Origin of the sequence: Nocardia amamiensis NBRC 102102 (assembly GCF_001612745.1) — a bacterium.
Classification (GTDB): domain Bacteria; phylum Actinomycetota; class Actinomycetes; order Mycobacteriales; family Mycobacteriaceae; genus Nocardia; species Nocardia amamiensis.
Genome location: NZ_BDBA01000023.1, coordinates 1 through 19,710, shown reverse-complemented (window position 1 = coordinate 19,710; position 19,710 = coordinate 1). Strand labels below are relative to the sequence as shown.

Sequence of the window (19,710 nt, the reverse complement as noted above, 5' to 3'; positions counted from 1 at the left end):
GCAAGGCACAGTAGCCGCGCTGAGGAACCAGTGCGGAGCGCATGATCGCGCCCACCGGGTGCGGGCGTCCAGCAAGCGACAGGAGTCCCGATGAACACCGTTACGCCTACCGGTGTGACCTTCGATGTTTTCGACCCGAGCGAGCGCGCCGACCCGTATCCGGCGTACCGGCGCGTGCGCGAGGCCGCGCCGCTGTTCCCGTACGCCTTGGGCGACGTGCCGGTCACCTTGATCACCCGCTACGAGGAGTGCGCCGCGATCCTGACCGGCGCCGACTGGGGTCATGGCTACGCGGCGGGCATCAGCCCGTTCCGGGACACCACGGCCGCGATCCCCGGTTCGTTCGTCCGGATGGACCCGCCCGAGCACGGCCGCTACCGCAAACTGGTGGCGAAGGCCTTCACGCCACGGCTGATGGCCGAGCTGGTGCCCGTGGCGGGACAGGTCGTGCGGGAGATCATCGACACCGCCCTCGAGCGCGGCGAACTGGATGTGCTCAACGATTTGGCCGTGCCGCTGGCGGTGGCGATGGTCCCGGTCCGGTTGCTCGGCGCCGACCCGGCCGACGGTGCGAAGTTCCGGGAGTGGCAGCTGGCCATCGCGCGCGGCAGCGACCCGGACTCGCTGCTCGCTCCGGAGGACGTGGCCGCGCGCGGCGCGGCGGCACTGGAGTGCATGGGCTACTTCGCCCGCTTGGTGCAGCAGAAGAAGGCCGATCCGACCGCGGATCTGCTGAGCGCTCTGGTCGCGGCGAGCGCGGACGGCGACCAGCTCGCCGAGCCGGAGGTGATCGGCATGGCGCTGCTGACGCTGGTCGCGGGCATGGAGACCTCGATCAACCTGATCGGCAACGGCATGCTCGCGGTGCTGCGCAATCCGGATCAGCTCGCCCGGCTGCGGGACAACCCGGAGCTGATCGCGCCCGCGCTCGACGAGATGCTGCGCTACGACGCGCCCACCCAGTTCACCATCCGCGTCGCCCTGGCTGACACCACGGTCGGCGAGCACCAGTTCCGCCGCGGCGACGGCGTCGTGGTGCTCACGGCGTCGGCCAGCAGGGACGAGCGGGTGTACCCGGACGCGGATACCTTCGACGTCACACGCTATGCCGGAAACCGCCCGGCCCGAAAGCATCTCGGCTTCAGCCTGGGCATCCACTACTGCGTGGGTGCGCCGCTGGCGCGGATCGAGGCGGAGGCCGCGGTGGGCGCGCTGCTGGCCCGCGCTCCGAAGTTGGCCCTGGCGACTGACGCGATCGAGTACCGGCCCAGCCTGATCCACCGCGGCATACTGTCCCTGCCGGTGACCCTGTGAACGAGACGCGGCAGGCGGTCGTCATCGGCGCTGGTGTCGCCGGGCTGCTGACGGCCCGGGTACTGGCGGAACACTTCGCACAGGTGACCGTGGTCGAACGCGACGGGTTCGACATCCACGGCATGCGCAAAGGCGTGCCGCAGGCGCGGCATCTGCATGGGCTGCTGGACCGTGGCCGGACCATCCTCGAGGAACTCTTCCCTGGGTTCACCGCCGACATGGTGGCCCGCGGCGCGACCATCGCCGAGGCGCTGGTGGACACCCGGTGGTATGTGGGCGGACTGCGGGCCGCGCCGACCTCGACCGGGCTGACATCCGTGATCGCGACCAGACCGGTACTGGAATCGGTGCTGCGCGAACGTATTTCGGCCCTGCCGAGCGTTCGGCTGCGAACCGGGACCGCGCGCGGTCTGATCGGTGACGGGCGCCGGGTACGCGCGGTCGCGGTGTCCGGCGAATCGGGCGAGGAGACATACGCCACGGATTTGGTCGTCGACGCCTCCGGGCGCGGTTCGCGTGCTCCGGTCTGGCTGACCGCGCTCGGCGCTCAACCGCCGGACGAGCAGCGGATCGAGGTGGATCTGGGCTACGCCTCACAGTTCTACCGGCGCACCGAAGGACAGCTGGAGGATCAGTCCTCGGTGATCATCTCCACCGGGGCCGATGGACGCGGCGGCGGCGCGATCCGGGTGGAGGGCGATCGCTGGCACGTCACCCTGGCCGGGATCCTGGGCGATCATCCGCCCACCGATCCGGACGGTTTCGTGCGCTTCGCCGCCGCACTCGCCGCGCCGGATATTCACGACATCGTCCGGAGTTCCGAACCGCTCGGCGACGCGGTGCCGCACCGGTTCCGCTCGCCGGTGCGCAGGCGCTACCCACGCCGGGCGGCGGTGCCGGACGGATTCCTGCTGCTCGGTGACGCGCTGTGCAGCTTCAACCCGCTGTATGCCCAGGGCATGGCTGTCGCTGCCCAGCAGGCGATCGCGCTGCGCGAGTGCCTGCGCACGGGTGGGGGCGGACCCGGTCTGCCCGCGCGGTTCTACGCGGCGTCGGACAAGGTGCTCGACGTCGCGTGGCAACTGGCGGTGGGGGCCGACCTGGCGCATCCGGGCGTGGCCGGACCGCGCACGGTACGGACCCGGCTCGGCAACGTCTACCTCGCCCGCGTTCATCGCGCCGCGCACGTCGACCCGCGGGTAGCGCGAACGTTCCTGCGGGTGGCGAACCTGGTCGAACCGCCGGCGGCACTGCTGCACCCGCAGCTGGCGGGTCGGGTCCTGCTGCGCGGCACCGGTTCCGCGCACTGGCCACCGCGCATCCGCCCGTCCAGTCCCGGACCTGTTCCTGAGCCGGGTCCGTCATCGGGCCCGCGCTCCCGCATCCATTCCGATCACTGACGCATTCCGAACGACCGGCAGCACCGGCCAGCGCCGGTGCTCCGCACAGAAGGGACCACCATGGACTCGTCAACCGCGGATATTGCTGTCGCGGAACCGGATTCCGCCATCCAGACAGCGCTGACCCAGCTCTTCGGCCCCGAAGGCCGACCCGATCCGTATACGCCCGCCCGGGTGCTGCGCGAAGCCGGCAGACTGCACCGGACGCCACTCGGTCACTACCTGCTCACCCGCTACGACGACTGCGCCGCCGTGCTGTCGACCACCGCATGGAGTCACGCCGAGGAAGCGGCCATGATGCATCCGACGGTGTCGCCGGAGGACGCGCCCGAGGAACTGCCCACCTCGTTCCTCTGGATGGAGCCGCCGGACCACACCCGGCTGCGCAACCTGGTGACCAAAGGCTTCACCCCGCGCATGGTGACCAGGTTGCGTCCGCGCATCGCCGAACTCGCCGAGCAGTTGGTCGACCAGGCCTTGGCGGCAGGGGAATTCGACCTCGTCGAGATGATCGCCTACCCGCTGCCGCTGATCATCGCCTGCGAACTGATCGGCGTGCCGCCGGACGCCTACGACCAGGTGCACGGCTGGTCACAGGATCTGGCCCGCGGTTTCGACCACGACTACACGCTGCCCGAGGAAGCGCTGAAGGCGCGCAGCGCGGCCTCGCGCGGCTTCATGGGGTATTTCCGCGAGTTGCTGAACGAGCGCCGCGGCGACCCGCAAGACGACCTGCTCAGCGCGCTGTCGCAGGTCGAGGATCGCGGTGACGTGCTCACCGAACAGGAGTTGCTGGCCACCTGCATCACCACGTTCGTGGCCGGGCACGAGACCACCGCCAATCTGATCGGCACCGGCATGCTCCAGCTGATGCGCAACCCCGGCGCGATCGACGCGATGCGCAAACGCCCGGAGCTGACCGCGTCGGCGCCCGACGAACTCTTGCGCCTCGAGCCGTCGGTGCAGATCACCACGCGCGCAGCAACCCGCCCGATCACCCTGGCCGGACACGACTTCGAGCCGGGCGAAGGCGTTGTGGTGCTGATCAATTCGGCCAACCGCGACGCAGCCGCCTACACCGATCCCGACCGTATCGACGTCGCCCGCTACGCCGACCCGATGAACCCGGCCAAGAAGCACCTCGGCTTCAGCCTCGGCATCCACTACTGCCTCGGCGCACCGCTCGCGCTGCTCGAGATGGAAGTGCTGCTGGAGGTGTTGCTGAAGAAGGTCCGCGACATCGAATTGCTTTCGGACACACCGCCCTACAAGCCCAACGTGGTGATCCGCGGCTTGGCGGCACTGCCGACCCGTTTCACGGCCGCGTAACAGGGTGCCGCTCAACGGAGACCGTCTGTAGCCCTGCGCCGGGTAGAGCGGAGGCGAGGTAGCCGCCCGGTCCTGTGCCCGCCCGGGCCGAAAACAACTCGGCCCGGGCGGGTTTCACCGGTCGGTCACAACGACAGCAGTACCCGGCGGCCGATCCGCGGATCCGCCAGCGGGCGCAACGCGATCCGCATCAGCGCCACCGCGTTGTCGTCGCCCGCGATGCGGTTCGCTCGGACGCAGCCGCAGGCCAGGCACTGGTGGACCAGCAGCCATTCGCCGTCGTCCCGTGCCGACATGCTCACCGCGGCCATCCGGCCGCGGCAGGACTCGGCGCGGTCGCCCGGCACCCGCCGGTCGACGTGCTTACTGGCCAGGCAGTGCGGACAGTGATTGCGGTGCGCGGTGCCCGGCGCGATGACCGGGACCTCCTTGCGGCACTCGACGCAGCGGAACATGTCGCCGGATTCGCCTCCGCGCCCGTGCAATACGTGCTTGGGACGCTGGGGGCGACGTACCTCGGGTTTCCTTCGCGGCATCACGCACCCCCTACAGATCGCCGAACACTTCGAGCGGGAACGGCGGCTCGGCCAGCGGGCGCACGGCCATCCGCATCAGCATCAGCTGATTGTCGTCGCCGCACACGGGATGCAGCGCGAGCTCGTGACAGCGTGTGCAGCGGTGCACCACGGCCCATTCGCCGGTGCGCAGTACGGCGATCGAGAGCGGAGCCATGCGGGCACCGCAGTCGGACGCACCGCCCTCGACGTGGTCGTGGGTGTGCCGCGAACTCAGGCAGCTCGGGCAGTGGTTGCGCCAGCTGTCGTCCGGCGCGAGCGTCGCGACGACGAGCCCGCAGCGGACGCAGGTGAAGGTATCGGTCCGCAGCGACGGGCTGGGACCGCGATGGGACGAAGAGGTGTTGCTCGACACCCGGATCACTCCTAACTGAGCAGTGTGCATTGCAGCAGGAGAAGACCGAGCGCGCCTCGACAAGCGCTTGCGGCGTCGGCTGGGTCAGGCGTGGCCGGACGGGTCGTTCGAATCCACACGGTGAGGCGCGCTCGGCGCTCGCCGGGACATAAACCACTCCTTCGCACGTCGGCAAACCCTCGTGTTGGCGAGGTCGCGCAACCTTATCGCCGCCGCCGCGACGTCACCACCGAATTTTCGTGGCTACCCGGCCGGGAGGTCGAGCAGAAGGCTCCCGGCGCGTGCGACGACCTCCTCGCGGGTGTGGCCGCCGTGATCGGCGGCGAGGAAGTGCTTGCCGATCGCCAGGCAGAAGGCGAGCATGCTGCGGGCTTCGACCTCGTCGGGGTCCGAGCAGAGGGTGCCGAACAGCTCGCGTAAGTAGTCCATGCGCCGGTTGTCCACACGGCGCAGGCGCTCCGCGACGCGGGGGTCGCGCCGCGCCCAATCGCGGACGGCGAGGTCCATCGGGCGCAGCCGGTCGTCGGAAAAGGTGAGCAAACCCGCACGCCGGATCTTCGCGCGCGCATCGCCGCCCTGGCTTTCCACTTGGGTGATGACGTCGTCGGTGGTCTCGCGTTCCCAGGTATCGAGCATCTCGGCCAGCAGCGCGTTTCGGTCGGCGAAGTGCCCGTAGAACCCGCCTTTGGTCACCCCGAGCGCCGCCGCCAGGCTCTCGATCCGCACGGCCTCCGGGCCGCCCGCGGCGAGCGCCGCGAGGCCCTGCTCGATCCAGTTGCTGCGTGGTGTGCGTGTGACGGCGCCCATGCCCCTAGTATCGCCGACGGTCTCGACGGCGGATCTGCACCTAGTCGGCGACCACCTTGATCTGTGCCTCGTCGACCTGGACGTCCTCGCCGGTCGGGTTGGCCTCGGCCCGCACACTGATGCGCGCCTTGTCGATGCCCTCGGACTCGAGTTCGGCCGCGACGTTGTCGCCCCTGGCCTCGGCCAAGGCTTTGGCGGTCGCGGGGTTCGCGTCCTCGGCGTAGGTCGTGATCTCGACTTTCGCGTCGGTGCCCTTCAAGGGAACCGCGACCGCTTTGATGGTGGCGACGTCCCCCGCACCGAGGTCCGAGCTGCCGCTGTCGAAGCTGATCGGCGCGGCGGCGAGCGCCGCGTTGACCGCGTCTTGGAGCGCATTCCGCGCGGTCGTGGCGATCTCGCTGCGCATAGGGTGCGTCTGTTCGGTCGTCGGGGTCGTCTGCGCGGCGTTGTCGTTTCCGCACGCCGCGGTCATGAGCAGTACGACCGCCGTAGCGGCGATTCCGGTGACGCTTTTCCTGGATATCATCGGCCTACTCCTGGTCGGGTGGAGAATTCCGGTTTGCGTCATTCAGTGCGATATCTGGAATTGATCAGCACATGTGCGGTATCGAACCCTGATAGTGGGTCGCGTACGTAGATCGATCACGCCGGTGCACCGATCCTCGCATAGTTGCCTCGCCCGGACTGTCGTTTCGAAGTCGCTCGATATCCTGAACACCGTCGGGCCCGGAATTCGGCACCGGAAGTGATCTACCTCGCGTGGCTGGCCGGTACCGTCGATCCGGCAGTAGGCATGCTCCTTGTGATCCAGGAGGCGACCGGCTCGAACCCGGGACGTCGATGCGGAGGAGACCCGCTATGTCGACAGCGAACGGTTCGCTCAACGGACGGCCCGGAGGCCGGCGGCGGGTGCTCCGCCGGGCACTGCTGCCGCCGATCGTCACGATCAGCGCATTGCTGCTGGCGTATTTCTGGCTGCCGTTCACCCGGATCAGAGGCACGCCCACGCTGGTACTTCTGCTGTGCGGTCTGGCGGCGCTGTGCGCGGTGGGCGCCTGGCAGATCCGGCAGGTGCTGCGTGCGGGCGACCCCGTCGCGCGGGCATTGCAGGCGCTGGCGGCGACGTTCGGCTTCTACCTCGTCGGCTACGCCACGGTCTACGTGGTCCTCTCCGATGCCGCTCCCGGTGACTTCAGCGAGCCGCTGACGCGGCTCGACGCCCTCTATTTCTGCGTAACGGTTTTCACCACAGTCGGATTCGGCGACATCGTGGCCACGTCGGAGACCTCCCGGGCCGTCGTGCTCACCCAGATGCTCGGCAATCTGGTCCTGATCGGCCTCGTGATCCGGCTGCTGGTGCTCTCGGTCCGGTTCCGTCGGGAGCAACTGCACCGATCGCACCCATCCGGGGCTGGAGATGCGGCGGGGGAGTGAGCGCGCGACTACCAGTCGACCGCGCCGAGTTCGTGCAGTCTGCGGAAGACCATCATCGAGCCGGGGGCGACCTGGTCCATGGCGGCGTACTCGCGCACGGTGAAGTAGCGCAGCTCGGCGATCTCGCTGGTCGGTCGCGGTTCGCCGTCGAGTTCGGCGGTGAAGCAGGTCATGTGCAGCCGGGTACCGGGGGAGTGCCCGTACGCCTCGGCGTGGAATACCCCGAGCTCGGCGTAGGACACGACGCCGACGCCCAGTTCCTCGCGTACTTCACGATGCAACGCCGCCTCGGGCGTCTCCCCGGGGTCGATCTTGCCGCCGGCCATGTAGAAGACGTCCTTGCCGACCGAGCGCGCCTGCAGCAGGCGGCGATCCCGGATGTGGGCCAGCGCCGCGGTGCGAATCACCGGCCCACTGTACTGAGCGGCCCGAACCGGCCGGCAACCGGATTTCGCGGGCGACTACATCATCGGGCGGGACACGGCCGCGACCAGTCCGCCGTCGATGATCAGATCCTGCCCGTTGACGTAGGACGCCTCGCCGGACGCGAGGAAGGCGACCACGTCGGCGACATCCTCCGCGGTGCCGAGCCGACCGCTGGCCACCTCGGCGACAACCGCGGTGTGCGCTCCCGGATCGACGTTGTCGTGGAACATCGCGGTCTCGATGAACCCGGGGCTCACGGAGTTGACGCGAATTCCCTTGGGCGCCAATTCGGCGGCGAGGGTGTGGGCCAGGTTGTGCACGGCCGCTTTGGTCGCCGCGTACAGGGAGGCGCCGGGCAGACCGCGGTGCAGCGTCCACGACGCGTTGATGACGATCGCCGCGTGCTCGGACAGCAGCGGCAGGGTTTTCTGGATGGTGAAGAACACGCCTTTGAAGTTGATGTCGACGACGCGGTCGAATTCGTCCTCGGTGATCTCGCCGTGCGGCTGGAACGAGGCGACGCCCGCGTTGGCGAACACCACGTCCAGCCGTCCGTGCCGGTCGCGGATGGCGGCGGTGAGCGCGTCGAGATCGGCGAGACGGCCCGCGTCGCCTGGTATCGCCAGCACGCGGTCGTCGCCGAGTTGCTCGACCGCGGCGTCCAGCCGGGTCTTGTCCCTGCCGGTGATGATCACCTGTGCGCCCTCGGCGAGCAATCGTCGGGCGGTGGCCAGACCCATGCCGCTCGAGCCGCCGGTGATGAGCGCGATCTTGCCGTCGAATCGGGAAATGCTGTGCGTCATGGGAATCAGCGTGCCGAAGGATGCGGTGGGCGAACAGTGTGCGGTTCACCTAGGTGTGGCACCACCAGTCCGCGGTCATACCGGGGCGGCGAGCCGGATGCGCATCAGCCCTTCCACTCGGTCCGCGGTTTCGGTGCCGGGCTGCGGGTTGTAGAGCACCAGGAACCAGTCCGGATGGTCGGCCACCGCAAGGGTTGTCGTATCGAAGAACAGGTCACCTGCGTCCGGATGGCGCACCGCTTTCACGGCCTGGACCGGGGCATTCACCTCGTGGCGGGCCCACATCTCGGCGAACTCGGGGCTGGCGGCACTGAGTTCATCGACCACCCGCCCCAACCGCGGGTCGCCGGGACAGCGCGCCGCATCGGCGCGAAACGCGGCGACCACCGCGGGCGCGATCGCGTTCCACTGTGTGTGCATGCCGCGGTATCTGGCATTGGTGAAGAACGAGACCAGGCAATTGCGGTCGGCGTCGTCGAGCCCGAAAACCGTGCGCGCCGTGTCGTTGATCGCGAGCAGATTCCAGTAGCGGTCGCGCAGCACCGCGGGCCGCGATCCCCACGCGTCGAGCAGCTGCCGCAGCTGCGGGCTGACTTCGGCGTCGCCCGCAGGGCCGGGTTGCGGCGGGTTGAGACCGGCGAGCAGATACAGGTGCGCGCGCTCCGGCTCGGTCAGCCGCAACGCCGTCCCGATCGCGTCGAGCACCTCGGTCGAGACGGTGATGTCGCGCCCCTGCTCGAGCCAGGTGTACCAGGACACGCCGATTCCAGCGATCATCGCGACTTCCTCGCGCCGCAGGCCGGGAGTCTGCCGCCGCCCCGCCGCCGGAAGACCGATGTCCTCCGGTGTCAGGCGGGCTCGGCGGGTGCGGAGGAAGTCGCGGAGTTCGGCGCGCCGGTGCAGCGCTGCCGCAGTGGATTCGCGGGCCATATGCACGGTAACAATTGGGCGCTGGGATCAGTTCCCGAGATGCATCGGGAGCGCTTCGAGGTCGTTTTGTGTGAGTACCGGGAGGTTGCGGATTTCCTCGGCCGGTACGGCCAAGTGTAGGTCGGGGAAGCGAGCGAACAAGGCGGGCAGGGCGATTCCCGCTTCCAGGCGGGCCAGGGCCGCGCCGGGGCAGATGTGCGGGCCGTGGCCGAAGGCCATGTGCCGGTTGGCCGTGGGGCGGGTGATGTCGAAGTCGTCGGCATCGGCGCCGTGCACGGCGGTGTCGCGCCCGATCGCACGGTAGGACATCACCACGCCCTCGCCTTGCTCGATCACGGTGTCGCCGACGGTGATGTCCTCGGTGGCGAAGCGCATCAGCAGGTGCGTCACCGGACTGTCCCAGCGCAGTGTTTCCTCCACTGCGGCGTCCCAGGTGAACTCGCCGCCGCGGATGGCGCGCAACTGGTCGGGGCGGCCCAGCAGGGCGCGCACTGTATTGAGGATGAGGCCGATCGTGGTTTCGTGCCCGGCGGCGACGAGCGCCTTCAGGTTGCCCACCACTTCTTCCTCGGTCAGCGGTTCGGTCTCGTCGGTGCCGACGATGAAGGCGCTGGTCAGGTCGTCGGTCGGGGCAACGGTCTTCTTGCGCACCAGGTCGGTGAAATACCGGTCCATCTCGTCGATCACACGTAGCCGCTCGTCCTGCGGTGTCAGCAGCGAGAAGAACGCCTTGTACCAGGCGAGCAGCATCGGATGGTCGGCGCGGTCCACACCCATCAGCTCGCTGATCACCCGCATCGGCAGGGGATAGGCGAACACCGTCTTCAGATCGACCACCGCCCCGTCCTGCCCGGCCTGCTCGAGATCGTCCAGCAGCTCGGCGGTCATCCGTTCGATGGCAGGGCGCAGCGCGTCCAGACGTCGTTTGGTGAGCGCCTGGGTGGTCTTGATCCGGAGTCTGCGGTGCTCGGCGCCGTCCACGGTGAACATCGAACGGCCCGCGTCGATCATGCCGATCAGCGGCCACTGCCTGGTCACCACGCCGGTCTGCCACAGCGACCAGGCGTTGATGTCCTTGACCAGCCTGGTGTCCACGAGCAGCTGCCTGGCCAGCGCGTGGCTGGTTACCGTCCAGGCAGGCACGCCGAGCAGGTCGATCCGGGTGAGCGGACCCGCGGCGCGCAGGCGGTCGGTCTCCCCGGCGAGGTCGCCGACCATGGGATCGATGGCGAGGGTCGCTGCGTGCGGGCATTCTCGAGTCACGGGGTACCTCCGACGGCGCGAACGGGTGTGAAGCGAACGGGTAGGGACGTCATTCCGCGCAGGAAGGCCGACGGTCGCCGGACCAGGGTCTGGGCGGGCACCGCCAAGTCGAGGTCGGGCAGCCGGTCGAGCAGGACCTCGATACCGGTGCGTGCGATGACCTCGGCGATCTGCTGGGCGGGGAAAGGACAGCGGTATTCGCCGTAGCTGAAGGCGAAGTGCGCGCTGTTGCCCGCGTGGGCCGGCTCGGCGCCGTCGGAGACGTGCTGGCGCACGTGCGGGTCGGCATTCGCGGCGGCCAGGCCGAGCAACAGCATGTCCCCGGACCGGATGAGCTTGTCGCCGAGCCGGGTATCGCGCGCGGCCCAGCGCCCGGCGAGGATCTGCGTCGGCGTGTCCTCCCACAGCACTTCATTCATCGCCTGCCCCACGCTGTGCCGCCCGCCGCCCAGCGCCGCGGCGAACCGATCGTCGGTGAGCATCAGCCGTACCGAGTTCCCGATCCAGTCGGCGGTGGGCAGATGGCCCGCGGCGGTGATCGCCATCAGGTCGAGGACGTATTCCTGATCCGTGAACGGGCCGGGATGGGCCAGCATGCGGGAGACCAGATCGGGGCCGCGCTCGGCCTTCTTGGCGGCGAGCAGGTGCTGCATGCGCTCGGCGAATTGCTGATGCGCGGCCTGGGCGTCGGCCCCGCCGTCGGCGAGCGTCTTCATCGTCCACGCCAGCCGCGGCCCGTCTTCGTCCGGGAAGCCGAGGATTCGCGCCAGCGACAGCACCGGCAGCGGCTCGGCGAAATCGGCGACCAGCTCCGCTTCGCCGCGTCCGCAGAACGTGTCGATCAGACGGTCGGCCAATTCCTCACAGGTACGCCGCAGTTCGAAAGTATCGACCGTTTCCAGGGCGGGTTCCACCATGGCCAGGTGTCTACGGTGCTCCGCGCCCGCAGTGAAGTAGATCGACGGCATCGGTTGTCCGACCATGGGGAGCAGAGGCCAGTCCGCGGGGATGTTCGGCCACTGGTTCCACAAGCCGACGTCGCGCGGAAACAGCTCCGGATCGCTGGTCACCTGGTGTAGTTCGCGATAACCGATGACCAGCCAGGCGGGTACGCCACCGGGCAACTCGACGGCGACAACCGAGCCGTGCTCGCGGCGCATCTCGTGATAGAGCAGGTGCGGGTCGGTGTGAAAACGCGGACCGCTCAACGCGACCGCGGCGGGGTCGGCGTGCACGGGGCAGCCGCGGGCGGAACTCGGTGCGGGCGTGGTCATGACGCGGCCTCCGGAGTCGGGAGCAGGGTGTGCCGCGGCGTCGGGGCGAGGGCGGAGAGATGCTCGACGAGGGTGATGAGCACTCCCTTGCCGGACGAGCGGGATCTGGCGTCGCAGTCGACGAGCGGCACGTGCCGGTCCAGATCGAGGGCGTCGCGGACCTGCTCGGGCCGATGCCCGCCGCCGAAGTCGTTGCAGGCGACGATGAACGGCGTCCGCTGGTGTTCCAGGCGGTCGATGGCGTACCAGGAGTCGGCGATCCGGCGCGGGTCCACCAGCACGATCGCGCCGAGCGCGCCGGCGAACAGGCGATCCCAGAGAAACCGGAACCGTTGCTGTCCCGGTGCGCCGAACAGATACAGCACGTGCTCGCTGTCGATGGTGATCCGCCCGAAGTCGAAGGCGACGGTTGTCGTCGATTTGCCCGGCGCGCCGCTCGGGTCGTCGACGCCGAGGCCCTCGTCGGTCATGATCGCCTCGGTGTCGAGGGGACGGATTTCGCTGACCGCCCGGACCATCGTGGTTTTGCCGACGCCGAAGCCGCCGACGATGACAACCTTCAGTCCCTGCCTGGTCGCGCGGTGCAGGGGCGCGTCGGCGCGGGCGGGGCGCGGATCAGAGTTTGCGGAGTCCAACGAGCACCTTCTCGAGGGTGGTGGTGTCCGGTAGGGAGTGCCATGGCGCGCCGGGAAGGCCGGTCCGCGGTGGACGCACGGTGATCTTTCCGGCGTGCAGCAGGTCGGAGAGCAGGATCGTCGTGATGCCGACCGGAATACGCAGTTCCGCGGCGATTTCCACGACGGCGGTCGGAGCGCGGCACATGTCCAGGATCGCCACATGCTCGGACTGCATGCCCGGTGCCGGATCGCACTCGCTGACCACCAGCGTGACCAGATCGAAGGTGTCCACGTCCGGTTTGCTGCGTCCGCCGGTCAGGGTGTAGAGCCGATCGGGGTCGTCGTCCCGGCCTGGCCTGGTCACGACACGCTCGCTCCCCGGAAGCGCGGCGCGGCCGCCAAATGCTCGCTGAGCTGCTCCACCAGCTCGCGCATGTTGTGCCCGACCAGCCCGGCGTCGGCGTCCTCCGCGGCGACGACCGCGATGTGGGCGCCCAGCCCGGCCTCGACGATGAACAGGATGCCGCCGTAGAACTCGGTCATCGATTGGCGCACGCCGGCGCGGCCGTCGCCGAACTCCACCGACGCGCCGTGCGAGAGACTTTGGATACCGGCGGCGATGGCGGCGAGCTGGTCGGCTTGGTCCACAGTGAGTTCGGGTGTGTGGCAGATCTTCAACCCGTCGCTCGACAGCAGCAGGGCGTGCCTGGTGCGCGGTGTGCGGGTCAGCAGCTGTTCCAGCAGCCAGCTCAGCTGGGCGGGCTCGGAGGTTGTCATCGTTCGTTCTCCACGGTGACGGAAGGGGCGGGGGAAGGGATGGCGGCGCCGTCGGGCCGCTTGGTCACCGCGCGCTGGAACGCACCGAGGGAGTCGGGCCGCGACGCGGGAGGCGTCGGCGCGGCGGGCTCCGGCGCGGACAATCCGTCGGGGTGAACGGCGGCCAGGGTGCTGCCGCGGCGTCGCTTGGGAAGCGCAGGGACGGTGCCGGCGGAGGGGGGTTCGGCTGCAGTGGACGTGTGCAAGGTACCGGCCTGCGCGGGCTCGTTGGGCGTCCGCGGTGGCCGCGCGGTGGTGTGGGCGGGCTCCCGAGTGACGGGTAGCGTGCCGGTGATGGTGGACGGCTGGGGCCGTTCCACCCGGGTGGTGAGTTCCCGGGGGACCACCACGACCACCGCCGTGCCGCCGATGGCGGAAGGACGGTAGGACACGGTCAGGCCGTGCTTGCGCGCGAGATTGCCCACCACCGCGAGGCCGAGCCTGGTCCCGGTGAGCGAGGACAGGTCGACCCCGGAACCGGGTCCGGCGCCGTCCCGGCCCGTGGTCGATACGGCTGTCTCGGCGCGGCGCAGCGCCGATTCGCTCATGACCAACCCGCTGTCTTCGATCGTGATCACGACGCCCGCGGGGACCTCGGCGGCATAGACATGTACCTCCGTTGTGGGCGGGGAGAAGTTGCACGCGTTGTCCAGCAGCTCCGCCAGTGCGTGCATGACGCCCTCGGCGGCGTGGCCGGAAACCGCGATATCGGCGACGGCACGCAATCGCACGCGCTGATAGCCCGCGACTCGGCCCATCGCGCCGCGCAGAATCGATTCCATCGCAATCGGTTTGGCCCACCTGCGTCCGGATCGCGCGCCGCTGAGTACGGCGATGCTGTCGGCCAGCCGCCCCGCCTGGGCGGTGCGGTGATCGAGGTGCAGCAGGTCGGCGAGCACGGCCGGATCACCGTGCCGGTGCTCCATCTCGCGTAGTTCCGCGAGCATGCCGGTGGTCATCGCCTGCATGCGGCCTGCCGCTCCCGCGAAAGCCGCCATCGCCGCGGCGCGACGGCTGTCGCTGCGCTTCGACCGTGCGGCGTGCTCGGCCGCGGCGTCGTTGGTGGCGGTGATCCTGGCGTCGGCGTCGGCGACGGCGAGCGCGCTGACCTTCCGGGCCTGGGCGGCATCCCGCCGGGCGCGGACGGCTTCCTGCCGGAAATGGACCGCCGCGGTGACGGCGGCGCACAGGATGATCGCCGCGGCGATGGCGCCTACCGCCAGCGATACCCGGAATTCGGCGGGTGCGTAGTACACCGCCGCTGCCACGCCGGACGCGCTCACGGCTACGCAGGATACGAATGTCGCGTACGGCGCTTTCGCGCGCCGGACAGCGCTTTCACCGTGTTCGCTTCGGGCCGGTTCCAATAACTGTGACAAGTTCCGTACTTCCGCATTCGCGCCGTCGAGGGGAAATCGTCCCCTGACCCCCTTCTGCGTGCCCGGGCAGCCGAAATCCACAGCCCAGCAAGCAGTTTCGAACCTTGCGGGCCTGAGCATAGCGGGACGATCAGCGCGGCGCCACTCGAAAGGAATGCGGCCGAACCTGCCACGGCGGATATTCCGCATGCGGCGAAGATGCTCCGCCGCCTCGCTCGATGGCCGAAAACTGCCATGGCCCAGCGTGTTCGGGCGGCGAATTGTTCGATTGCCGTTTGCTCGAAATTCACTATTGCGACGATGCCGGATTTGTCCAGACGCCTGTATTAGTTTTGCGGTACTTGATTTTTAGATTATTTGTTCGTGGTGTCCCGGTGTCGTGTGTCTCGGGTGCTATGCACCAGCGACGCGGCGGCCAACGTCCGAGGCGTGTTCAACGCACGTCAGTGCACCGCCGTCGAGCACGGCGGCGATCAGGCTATCGGAATTGGATGTCGAGACCATCTGTGTCGGACACGGGCGACGTGCTCCGTGGCTCGGACGCCGCGGCGTGGCGGGTTCGGCGGCCTCCGGAAGGCGCAGACGTGGCGCCGGGTGGTCGGCAGTGAAATCGGCCCACCGGGCTGCCCGAGCCGGGGGCCGATCCGAGCCGCTGCTTCTGGTCGATCAGAGTTGTGCGGTTTGCTCGGTCGGGGGCAGGCCGTCGGCTCGGCGGAGGACGTCCGCGACCGACTCCAAGTAGAGCAGCGTGCGCAGGGAAACGCCGTCCACGGCCTGTCCGAGGCGGCGCAGGGCCGAATTGTCCAGATGGGCGAGAACTTCCGCGTCCTCGGCCTGGCCGGGCCCTGGGTCGAAGCCGAAGTAATTGGGGTCGAGACCGAACACGTGGGCCAGGCCCGCACGGGCCTGCTCGGGAAGCGTGCTGGCTTGCCCGCGCCGCACCTGCCCCAGGTAGCCGGGCGCCAGGTCGTACCCGGCGGCGGTCAACCATGACGCGACCGTCTCGTCGGCCAGCGGGCGCCCGTTCGCGCGTTCCCACATCTCGAACGCTAGGTTCAGCCTCGTTGTGATATCGATGTCCACTACCGCCTTCCTTCTGGCGACAACGCCTGTTGACGGGTCAAACATTGACTCGACCGTAGCGTGGGAGTGGACGATCGCCGGGATTTCACGGCAAATGTCCGTATGCATAGGGGGCGGAACGGACTCGATCCCCGATTAGCGGGTTCGCCGACATCGAGGAGGCGTGTGTGCGGCTGAGTTCCGAGGAGGCGCGCGAGCGATTCGCGGCAAGTCCCGTCGCGCGGTTGGCGACCGTTTCGGCGGCGGCCCGCCCGCATCTGGTGCCGATCGTGTTCGTCGTCGTCGGCGACCGGATCTACACCAGCGTCGACGCGAAGCCCAAGACTACGACGGCGCTGCGCCGGCTGGCCAATATCGCGGCGAATCCCGCGGTGACCGTGCTCGTCGATCACTACAGCGACGACTGGAGCCGGCTGTGGTGGGCGCGCGCCGACGGAGACGCCCGCATCGCGGACACCGCCGAGGCCGACGTGGCGAAGCGCCGGTTGGCCGCCCGCTATCCCGACTACCAGGATCAGCCGCCGCCGGGACCGGTGATCGCCATCGAGGTGACGCGGTGGTCGGGGTGGTCTGCGCGGTGATCGCCTCGGGTACAGTCCGAATCGCCGCTGACGTAGCCGTCGCGCCGAGCCATCCGAAGAGAAGACTGTGAGGATCACATGCCCTCGAATTTCCAGTTGAAGGCCATGAATGCGGTGCATCGCGCCCTGCTGAAGATCAGCTTCGGGAAGTTCGGCAACGAGTTCTCGGGTATGCCGTCGCTCGAGCTCACCACCATCGGCCGCAAATCCGGACGTCCGCACGCGGTCATGCTCACCGCGCCGATCGTGGATGGCGACACCTATGTCCTCGTCGCCTCGCGTGGTGGCGACCCTGTGCATCCCGCGTGGTTCCTGAACCTGCGCGACAACCCGGACGTCGTCGTGTCCGTGCGCAGCGGCCCGCAGGTTCCGATGACCGCTCGGGTGGCGACGGCGGAGGAGCGGGCAGTGCTGTGGCCGAAGGTCGTCGACGCGTTCTCGACGTACGGCGATTACCAGAAGAAGACCACACGGGAGATTCCGCTCATCTTGGTGGCGCCGAAGGGCTGAGGCCAGGCGCCCGGTCCGAAGATATTGCGGACGGTGGCTGGTAGAGCGGTCTGAATTCGTTGATTCGAACGTGTATCGCACCTATTCGAGAATTATATTCAGAAATATAGCGCTGATCTTGCAGAATATTCATACTCCTGACAAGCGGTGATCGCACTCCCGTGCGTCGCCGACACCCGTCCATCGACGATCAGGAGTGCAGGTGCGAATCGGAATCCCCCGCGAGATCAAGAACCACGAGTACCGCGTCGCGTGCACGCCCGCGGGCGTGCACGAACTCGTCTCACGCGGCCATGACGTGTACCTCGAGGCGGGCGCCGGCCAGGGTTCGGCCTTCCCGGACGAGGCCTACACGGTCGCGGGCGCGCGCGTGCTCGACAGCGCCGACGAGGTGTGGGAGACCGCCGAACTGGTGCTCAAGGTGAAGGAACCGGTGGCCGAGGAATACCGGCGCCTGCGCGCGGACCAAGTGCTGTTCACCTATCTGCATTTGGCCGCGTCGAAGGAGTGCACCGACGCGCTGCTCGCTTCCGGTACCACCGCGATCGCCTACGAGACGGTGACCGGCAGCGACGGCTCGCTGCCGCTGCTGGCGCCGATGAGCGAGGTCGCGGGACGGTTGGCCGCGCAGGCGGGCGCCTACCACCTGATGCGCAGTGCCGATGGACGCGGTGTGCTGATGGGCGGCGTGCCGGGTGTGCGGCCCGCGCAGGTCGTCGTGCTCGGCGCCGGCGTCGCGGGCGGCAACGCGATCGCGGTGGCGCACGGCATGCGCGCCGAGGTCACCGTGCTGGATCTGAACATCGCCCGGCTGCGCGAGATCGATGCGCAGTATCGCGGCGGGGTGCGCACCATCATGTCGAACAAACTGGAGGTGCAGACCGCGGTGCGGGAGGCGGACTTGGTGATCGGCGCCGTGCTGGTGCCGGGCGCGAAGGCGCCGACGCTGGTGTCCAACGAGTTGGTCGCCCAGATGAAACCGGGCTCCGTGCTGGTCGATATCGCGATCGACCAGGGCGGCTGCTTCGCGGACTCGCGGCCGACCACACATGCCGAGCCGACCTACCAGGTGCACGATTCGGTGTTCTACTGCGTGGCCAACATGCCCGGCGCGGTGCCCAACACCTCCACCGTGGCGCTGACCAATGCGACTCTCCCGCATGTCGTTTCGCTCGCGGACCGGGGATGGCGCGGCGCGCTGGCCGCCGATCCCGGACTCGCCGCAGGGCTGAGCACCGACCGCGGCGTGCTGCTGTCGGCCACGGTGGCGCAGGCGCACGGCTACGCGGCGAAAAGTACTGCGGCGTAAAGGCCGCTGCCGAACTATCCGGTAGATGCTCGCTCGTCAGTCGGTACCCGACCGGGGGCGCATGTGCTCGAAGATGAGGATGGTCTCGGTCGAGGCGACCGCGGGATGCGCGCTGAGGTGATTCAGCACGAAGGTGCGCAGCTCGTCGGTGTTCGCGGTGGCCACGTGTACGAGATAGTCGTCGGCGCCCGCGATGAAATACACGTTGAGCACCTCGTCGAGCGCCGACATGCGCTCGCCGAACTCGGCCAGTTGCCTGCGCGCGCTGGCGCGCAGGCGTACCGCGATCATGGCTTGCAGACTGCGGCCGAGCGCCGCCGGGTCGATGTCGGCGTGGAAGCCGCGAATGACCCCGCGCTGCACCAGCGCCCGCACCCGTCCCAGGCAGGTGGACGGCGCGATCCCCGCGGCGGCGGCGAGGGCGTTGTTCGTCATCCGCCCGTCCCGCGCGAGGTGGTCGAGCAGGATCCGGTCGATGTCGTCGAGCGCGACACCGGAAGGGGGGTGGCCGGAGCCGCCCATGGCGCCCACCGAGTCGGTCTTCCGCATGCCTTGACGGTACCGAATTTTGTTCGCCGGTCGAGCTCGCTCGATGAATCTCCTTCGGCTACCTGGCTCCTGCGCCCGGGCGAGGCTGCGGTCGTGCCTGCTCCAGTTGCGCCGCCACCGGGAGAATCGTCGTCTCACCGTTCGTGGGAGCGACCAACTGAACCGACAGTGGCAGCCCGTCCGCTCCGACGCCAACGGGCACGGCGGCCGCCGGATGCCCGGTCACGTTCCACACCGCGGTGTAGGCGACCATCGGAACGGAGGCCAGCTGGGCACGCACCGTGTTCGCGCCGTCGAGCACGCCGAGCAGCGGCGGGCGGATCGCCGTGGTGGGGATCAGCAGTAGATCGCATTCGGTGAAGATCCGATCGACTTTGCGCGTCAATACCTCTCCACGCCGGATCGCCCATTCGACCACGGGCCTGCGCGCCCACGCGCCGAGCGCGACCGTCTGCCTGGTGCGGCGTTCGAGCAGCTCGGGATGGTGCACCTCGGACATTTCGGCGCGCACGCCGCCGTAGAACTGCGGAAAGAAGGCGTGTGTCGTGTCCGGGTAACCCGGATTGATCTCCAGCACCGTATGACCGAGCTCCGCAAGGAGTTCCGCGGTGTCCAGGACCGCCCGCACATGCAACGGGTGGGGCTTCACCAGCGGGATGGGGGATTTCACGCTGTAGCCGATGCGCAGCGGTCGAGCGGGCGTGCGGGCCGCCGCCTCGAACGACGTCTCCGGGTCGGCTGCCCGGAATCGTTCGGTGCCGGTGCTGCCGCGGATGACGTCGTAGATGACGGCGGAGTCCAGCACACTCCGGGTGAGCGGTCCGGCGACACCCAGTGCCCACCACAGGTGCTCGTCCGGGGCGAGCGGCACTCGCCCGCGCTGCGGTTTGAGTCCGAACAACCCGCAGCACGCCGACGGGATCCGGATCGATCCGCCGCCGTCGCCGCCGAGCGCC

General features: G+C 68.9%; 23 protein-coding genes. 7 read left to right on the top strand and 16 right to left on the bottom strand.

Annotation, left to right across the window (positions count from 1 at the left end):
• Nucleotides 1–90 precede the first annotated feature (90 nt).
• Genes NA4_RS06180 through NA4_RS06170 form a run of 3 tightly spaced genes read left to right on the top strand, consistent with a single transcriptional unit; the run spans nucleotide 91 to nucleotide 4,043 of the window.
• Entirely contained in the window at nucleotides 91–1,314 is a 1,224-nt protein-coding gene (locus tag NA4_RS06180) for a cytochrome P450 (RefSeq protein ID WP_067465222.1), read from the top strand.
• On the top strand, nucleotides 1,311–2,714 hold the full coding sequence (locus tag NA4_RS06175; RefSeq protein ID WP_067465215.1) for an FAD-dependent oxidoreductase: 1,404 nt from the start codon (nucleotides 1,311–1,313) through the stop codon (nucleotides 2,712–2,714). Before NA4_RS06180 ends, NA4_RS06175 begins: the two co-directional genes overlap by 4 nt.
• 60 nt (nucleotides 2,715–2,774) lie before the next feature.
• Complete coding sequence (locus NA4_RS06170) at nucleotides 2,775–4,043, top strand: cytochrome P450 (RefSeq protein ID WP_067465213.1); 1,269 nt, start codon at nucleotides 2,775–2,777, stop codon at nucleotides 4,041–4,043.
• 125 nt (nucleotides 4,044–4,168) lie between these two features.
• Here NA4_RS06170 and NA4_RS06165 read toward each other — a convergent pair whose 3' ends face one another.
• From NA4_RS06165 to NA4_RS06150, 4 genes are all read right to left on the bottom strand, one after another.
• Complete coding sequence (locus NA4_RS06165) at nucleotides 4,169–4,579, bottom strand: RNHCP domain-containing protein (RefSeq protein WP_067465211.1); 411 nt, start codon at nucleotides 4,577–4,579, stop codon at nucleotides 4,169–4,171.
• A gap of 10 nt (nucleotides 4,580–4,589) precedes the next feature.
• Entirely contained in the window at nucleotides 4,590–4,973 is a 384-nt protein-coding gene (locus tag NA4_RS06160; protein WP_067465414.1) for an RNHCP domain-containing protein, read from the bottom strand.
• Nucleotides 4,974–5,216: 243 nt separating this feature from the next.
• Complete coding sequence (locus NA4_RS06155) at nucleotides 5,217–5,780, bottom strand: TetR/AcrR family transcriptional regulator (RefSeq protein WP_067465207.1); 564 nt, start codon at nucleotides 5,778–5,780, stop codon at nucleotides 5,217–5,219.
• Between the two features lie 40 nt (nucleotides 5,781–5,820).
• Nucleotides 5,821–6,306, bottom strand: a complete 486-nt coding sequence (locus NA4_RS06150) for an OmpA family protein (RefSeq protein WP_169810985.1) — start codon at nucleotides 6,304–6,306, stop codon at nucleotides 5,821–5,823.
• Between the two features lie 332 nt (nucleotides 6,307–6,638).
• On the opposite strand from NA4_RS06150, the gene NA4_RS06145 reads away from it, so the two are divergent.
• Nucleotides 6,639–7,214 (top strand): potassium channel family protein, encoded by a 576-nt coding sequence (locus NA4_RS06145; protein WP_067465204.1) that lies wholly within the window; start codon nucleotides 6,639–6,641, stop codon nucleotides 7,212–7,214.
• An 8-nt stretch (nucleotides 7,215–7,222) separates the two neighbouring features.
• Here NA4_RS06145 and NA4_RS06140 read toward each other — a convergent pair whose 3' ends face one another.
• From NA4_RS06140 to NA4_RS06095, 10 genes are all read right to left on the bottom strand, one after another.
• Nucleotides 7,223–7,621, bottom strand: coding sequence for an NUDIX hydrolase (locus NA4_RS06140; protein WP_067465202.1), 399 nt, complete (start codon nucleotides 7,619–7,621; stop codon nucleotides 7,223–7,225).
• A 54-nt stretch (nucleotides 7,622–7,675) separates the two neighbouring features.
• Entirely contained in the window at nucleotides 7,676–8,443 is a 768-nt protein-coding gene (locus NA4_RS06135; RefSeq protein ID WP_067465199.1) for a glucose 1-dehydrogenase, read from the bottom strand.
• 75 nt (nucleotides 8,444–8,518) lie between these two features.
• Nucleotides 8,519–9,373, bottom strand: coding sequence for a helix-turn-helix transcriptional regulator (locus NA4_RS06130; protein ID WP_067465196.1), 855 nt, complete (start codon nucleotides 9,371–9,373; stop codon nucleotides 8,519–8,521).
• A gap of 27 nt (nucleotides 9,374–9,400) precedes the next feature.
• Nucleotides 9,401–10,636 carry a cytochrome P450 family protein gene (locus NA4_RS06125; RefSeq protein ID WP_067465193.1) on the bottom strand — a complete coding sequence of 412 codons (1,236 nt, stop codon included), beginning with the start codon at nucleotides 10,634–10,636 and terminating at the stop codon, nucleotides 9,401–9,403.
• Entirely contained in the window at nucleotides 10,633–11,910 is a 1,278-nt protein-coding gene (locus tag NA4_RS06120) for a cytochrome P450 family protein (RefSeq protein WP_067465190.1), read from the bottom strand. Before NA4_RS06120 ends, NA4_RS06125 begins: the two co-directional genes overlap by 4 nt.
• A complete protein-coding gene (locus NA4_RS06115) occupies nucleotides 11,907–12,545 on the bottom strand; it encodes a GTP-binding protein (RefSeq protein WP_067465187.1) in 639 nt (212 codons plus the stop codon). Before NA4_RS06115 ends, NA4_RS06120 begins: the two co-directional genes overlap by 4 nt.
• Nucleotides 12,526–12,891 (bottom strand): DUF742 domain-containing protein, encoded by a 366-nt coding sequence (locus NA4_RS06110; protein ID WP_067465184.1) that lies wholly within the window; start codon nucleotides 12,889–12,891, stop codon nucleotides 12,526–12,528. The genes NA4_RS06115 and NA4_RS06110 overlap by 20 nt, the downstream gene beginning before the upstream one ends.
• Nucleotides 12,888–13,304 carry a roadblock/LC7 domain-containing protein gene (locus tag NA4_RS06105; protein ID WP_067465181.1) on the bottom strand — a complete coding sequence of 139 codons (417 nt, stop codon included), beginning with the start codon at nucleotides 13,302–13,304 and terminating at the stop codon, nucleotides 12,888–12,890. The genes NA4_RS06110 and NA4_RS06105 overlap by 4 nt, the downstream gene beginning before the upstream one ends.
• The gene (locus tag NA4_RS06100; RefSeq protein ID WP_067465180.1) at nucleotides 13,301–14,626 is read right to left on the bottom strand and encodes a sensor histidine kinase; all 1,326 of its coding nucleotides are present in this window, start codon (nucleotides 14,624–14,626) and stop codon (nucleotides 13,301–13,303) included. Before NA4_RS06100 ends, NA4_RS06105 begins: the two co-directional genes overlap by 4 nt.
• A gap of 762 nt (nucleotides 14,627–15,388) precedes the next feature.
• A complete protein-coding gene (locus NA4_RS06095; RefSeq protein ID WP_157128836.1) occupies nucleotides 15,389–15,805 on the bottom strand; it encodes a hypothetical protein in 417 nt (138 codons plus the stop codon).
• Nucleotides 15,806–15,978: 173 nt separating this feature from the next.
• Between NA4_RS06095 and NA4_RS06090 the strand changes: the two genes are divergently transcribed.
• The 3 genes from NA4_RS06090 (at nucleotide 15,979) to ald (ending at nucleotide 18,205) form a co-directional block, all read left to right on the top strand.
• Nucleotides 15,979–16,386, top strand: coding sequence for a TIGR03668 family PPOX class F420-dependent oxidoreductase (locus tag NA4_RS06090; protein WP_067465409.1), 408 nt, complete (start codon nucleotides 15,979–15,981; stop codon nucleotides 16,384–16,386).
• Nucleotides 16,387–16,464: 78 nt separating this feature from the next.
• A complete protein-coding gene (locus NA4_RS06085; RefSeq protein ID WP_067465176.1) occupies nucleotides 16,465–16,896 on the top strand; it encodes a nitroreductase/quinone reductase family protein in 432 nt (143 codons plus the stop codon).
• Between the two features lie 202 nt (nucleotides 16,897–17,098).
• Nucleotides 17,099–18,205 carry an alanine dehydrogenase gene (gene ald, locus NA4_RS06080; protein WP_067465406.1) on the top strand — a complete coding sequence of 369 codons (1,107 nt, stop codon included), beginning with the start codon at nucleotides 17,099–17,101 and terminating at the stop codon, nucleotides 18,203–18,205.
• A gap of 36 nt (nucleotides 18,206–18,241) precedes the next feature.
• Here ald and NA4_RS06075 read toward each other — a convergent pair whose 3' ends face one another.
• Both NA4_RS06075 and NA4_RS06070 read right to left on the bottom strand, forming a co-directional pair.
• Nucleotides 18,242–18,727, bottom strand: a complete 486-nt coding sequence (locus NA4_RS06075) for an Lrp/AsnC family transcriptional regulator (protein WP_373862761.1) — start codon at nucleotides 18,725–18,727, stop codon at nucleotides 18,242–18,244.
• Between the two features lie 85 nt (nucleotides 18,728–18,812).
• The coding region (locus NA4_RS06070; protein ID WP_245671139.1) for an amidase family protein at nucleotides 18,813–19,710 on the bottom strand (898 nt) is incomplete at its 5' end.

Excerpts from the sequence above, each read along its gene's own strand:
- NA4_RS06105 (WP_067465181.1), bottom strand. The coding sequence starts at position 13,304 with ATGACAACCTCCGAGCCCGCCCAGCTGAGCTGGCTGCTGGAACAGCTG.
- NA4_RS06180 (WP_067465222.1), top strand. The coding sequence starts at position 91 with ATGAACACCGTTACGCCTACCGGTGTGACCTTCGATGTTTTCGACCCG.
- NA4_RS06155 (WP_067465207.1), bottom strand. The coding sequence starts at position 5,780 with ATGGGCGCCGTCACACGCACACCACGCAGCAACTGGATCGAGCAGGGC.
- NA4_RS06170 (WP_067465213.1), top strand. The coding sequence starts at position 2,775 with ATGGACTCGTCAACCGCGGATATTGCTGTCGCGGAACCGGATTCCGCC.
- NA4_RS06130 (WP_067465196.1), bottom strand. The coding sequence starts at position 9,373 with ATGGCCCGCGAATCCACTGCGGCAGCGCTGCACCGGCGCGCCGAACTC.
- NA4_RS06075 (WP_373862761.1), bottom strand. The coding sequence starts at position 18,727 with ATGGGCGGCTCCGGCCACCCCCCTTCCGGTGTCGCGCTCGACGACATC.
- NA4_RS06135 (WP_067465199.1), bottom strand. The coding sequence starts at position 8,443 with ATGACGCACAGCATTTCCCGATTCGACGGCAAGATCGCGCTCATCACC.
- NA4_RS06165 (WP_067465211.1), bottom strand. The coding sequence starts at position 4,579 with ATGCCGCGAAGGAAACCCGAGGTACGTCGCCCCCAGCGTCCCAAGCAC.
- NA4_RS06085 (WP_067465176.1), top strand. The coding sequence starts at position 16,465 with ATGCCCTCGAATTTCCAGTTGAAGGCCATGAATGCGGTGCATCGCGCC.
- NA4_RS06150 (WP_169810985.1), bottom strand. The coding sequence starts at position 6,306 with ATGATATCCAGGAAAAGCGTCACCGGAATCGCCGCTACGGCGGTCGTA.
- NA4_RS06120 (WP_067465190.1), bottom strand. The coding sequence starts at position 11,910 with ATGACCACGCCCGCACCGAGTTCCGCCCGCGGCTGCCCCGTGCACGCC.
- NA4_RS06145 (WP_067465204.1), top strand. The coding sequence starts at position 6,639 with ATGTCGACAGCGAACGGTTCGCTCAACGGACGGCCCGGAGGCCGGCGG.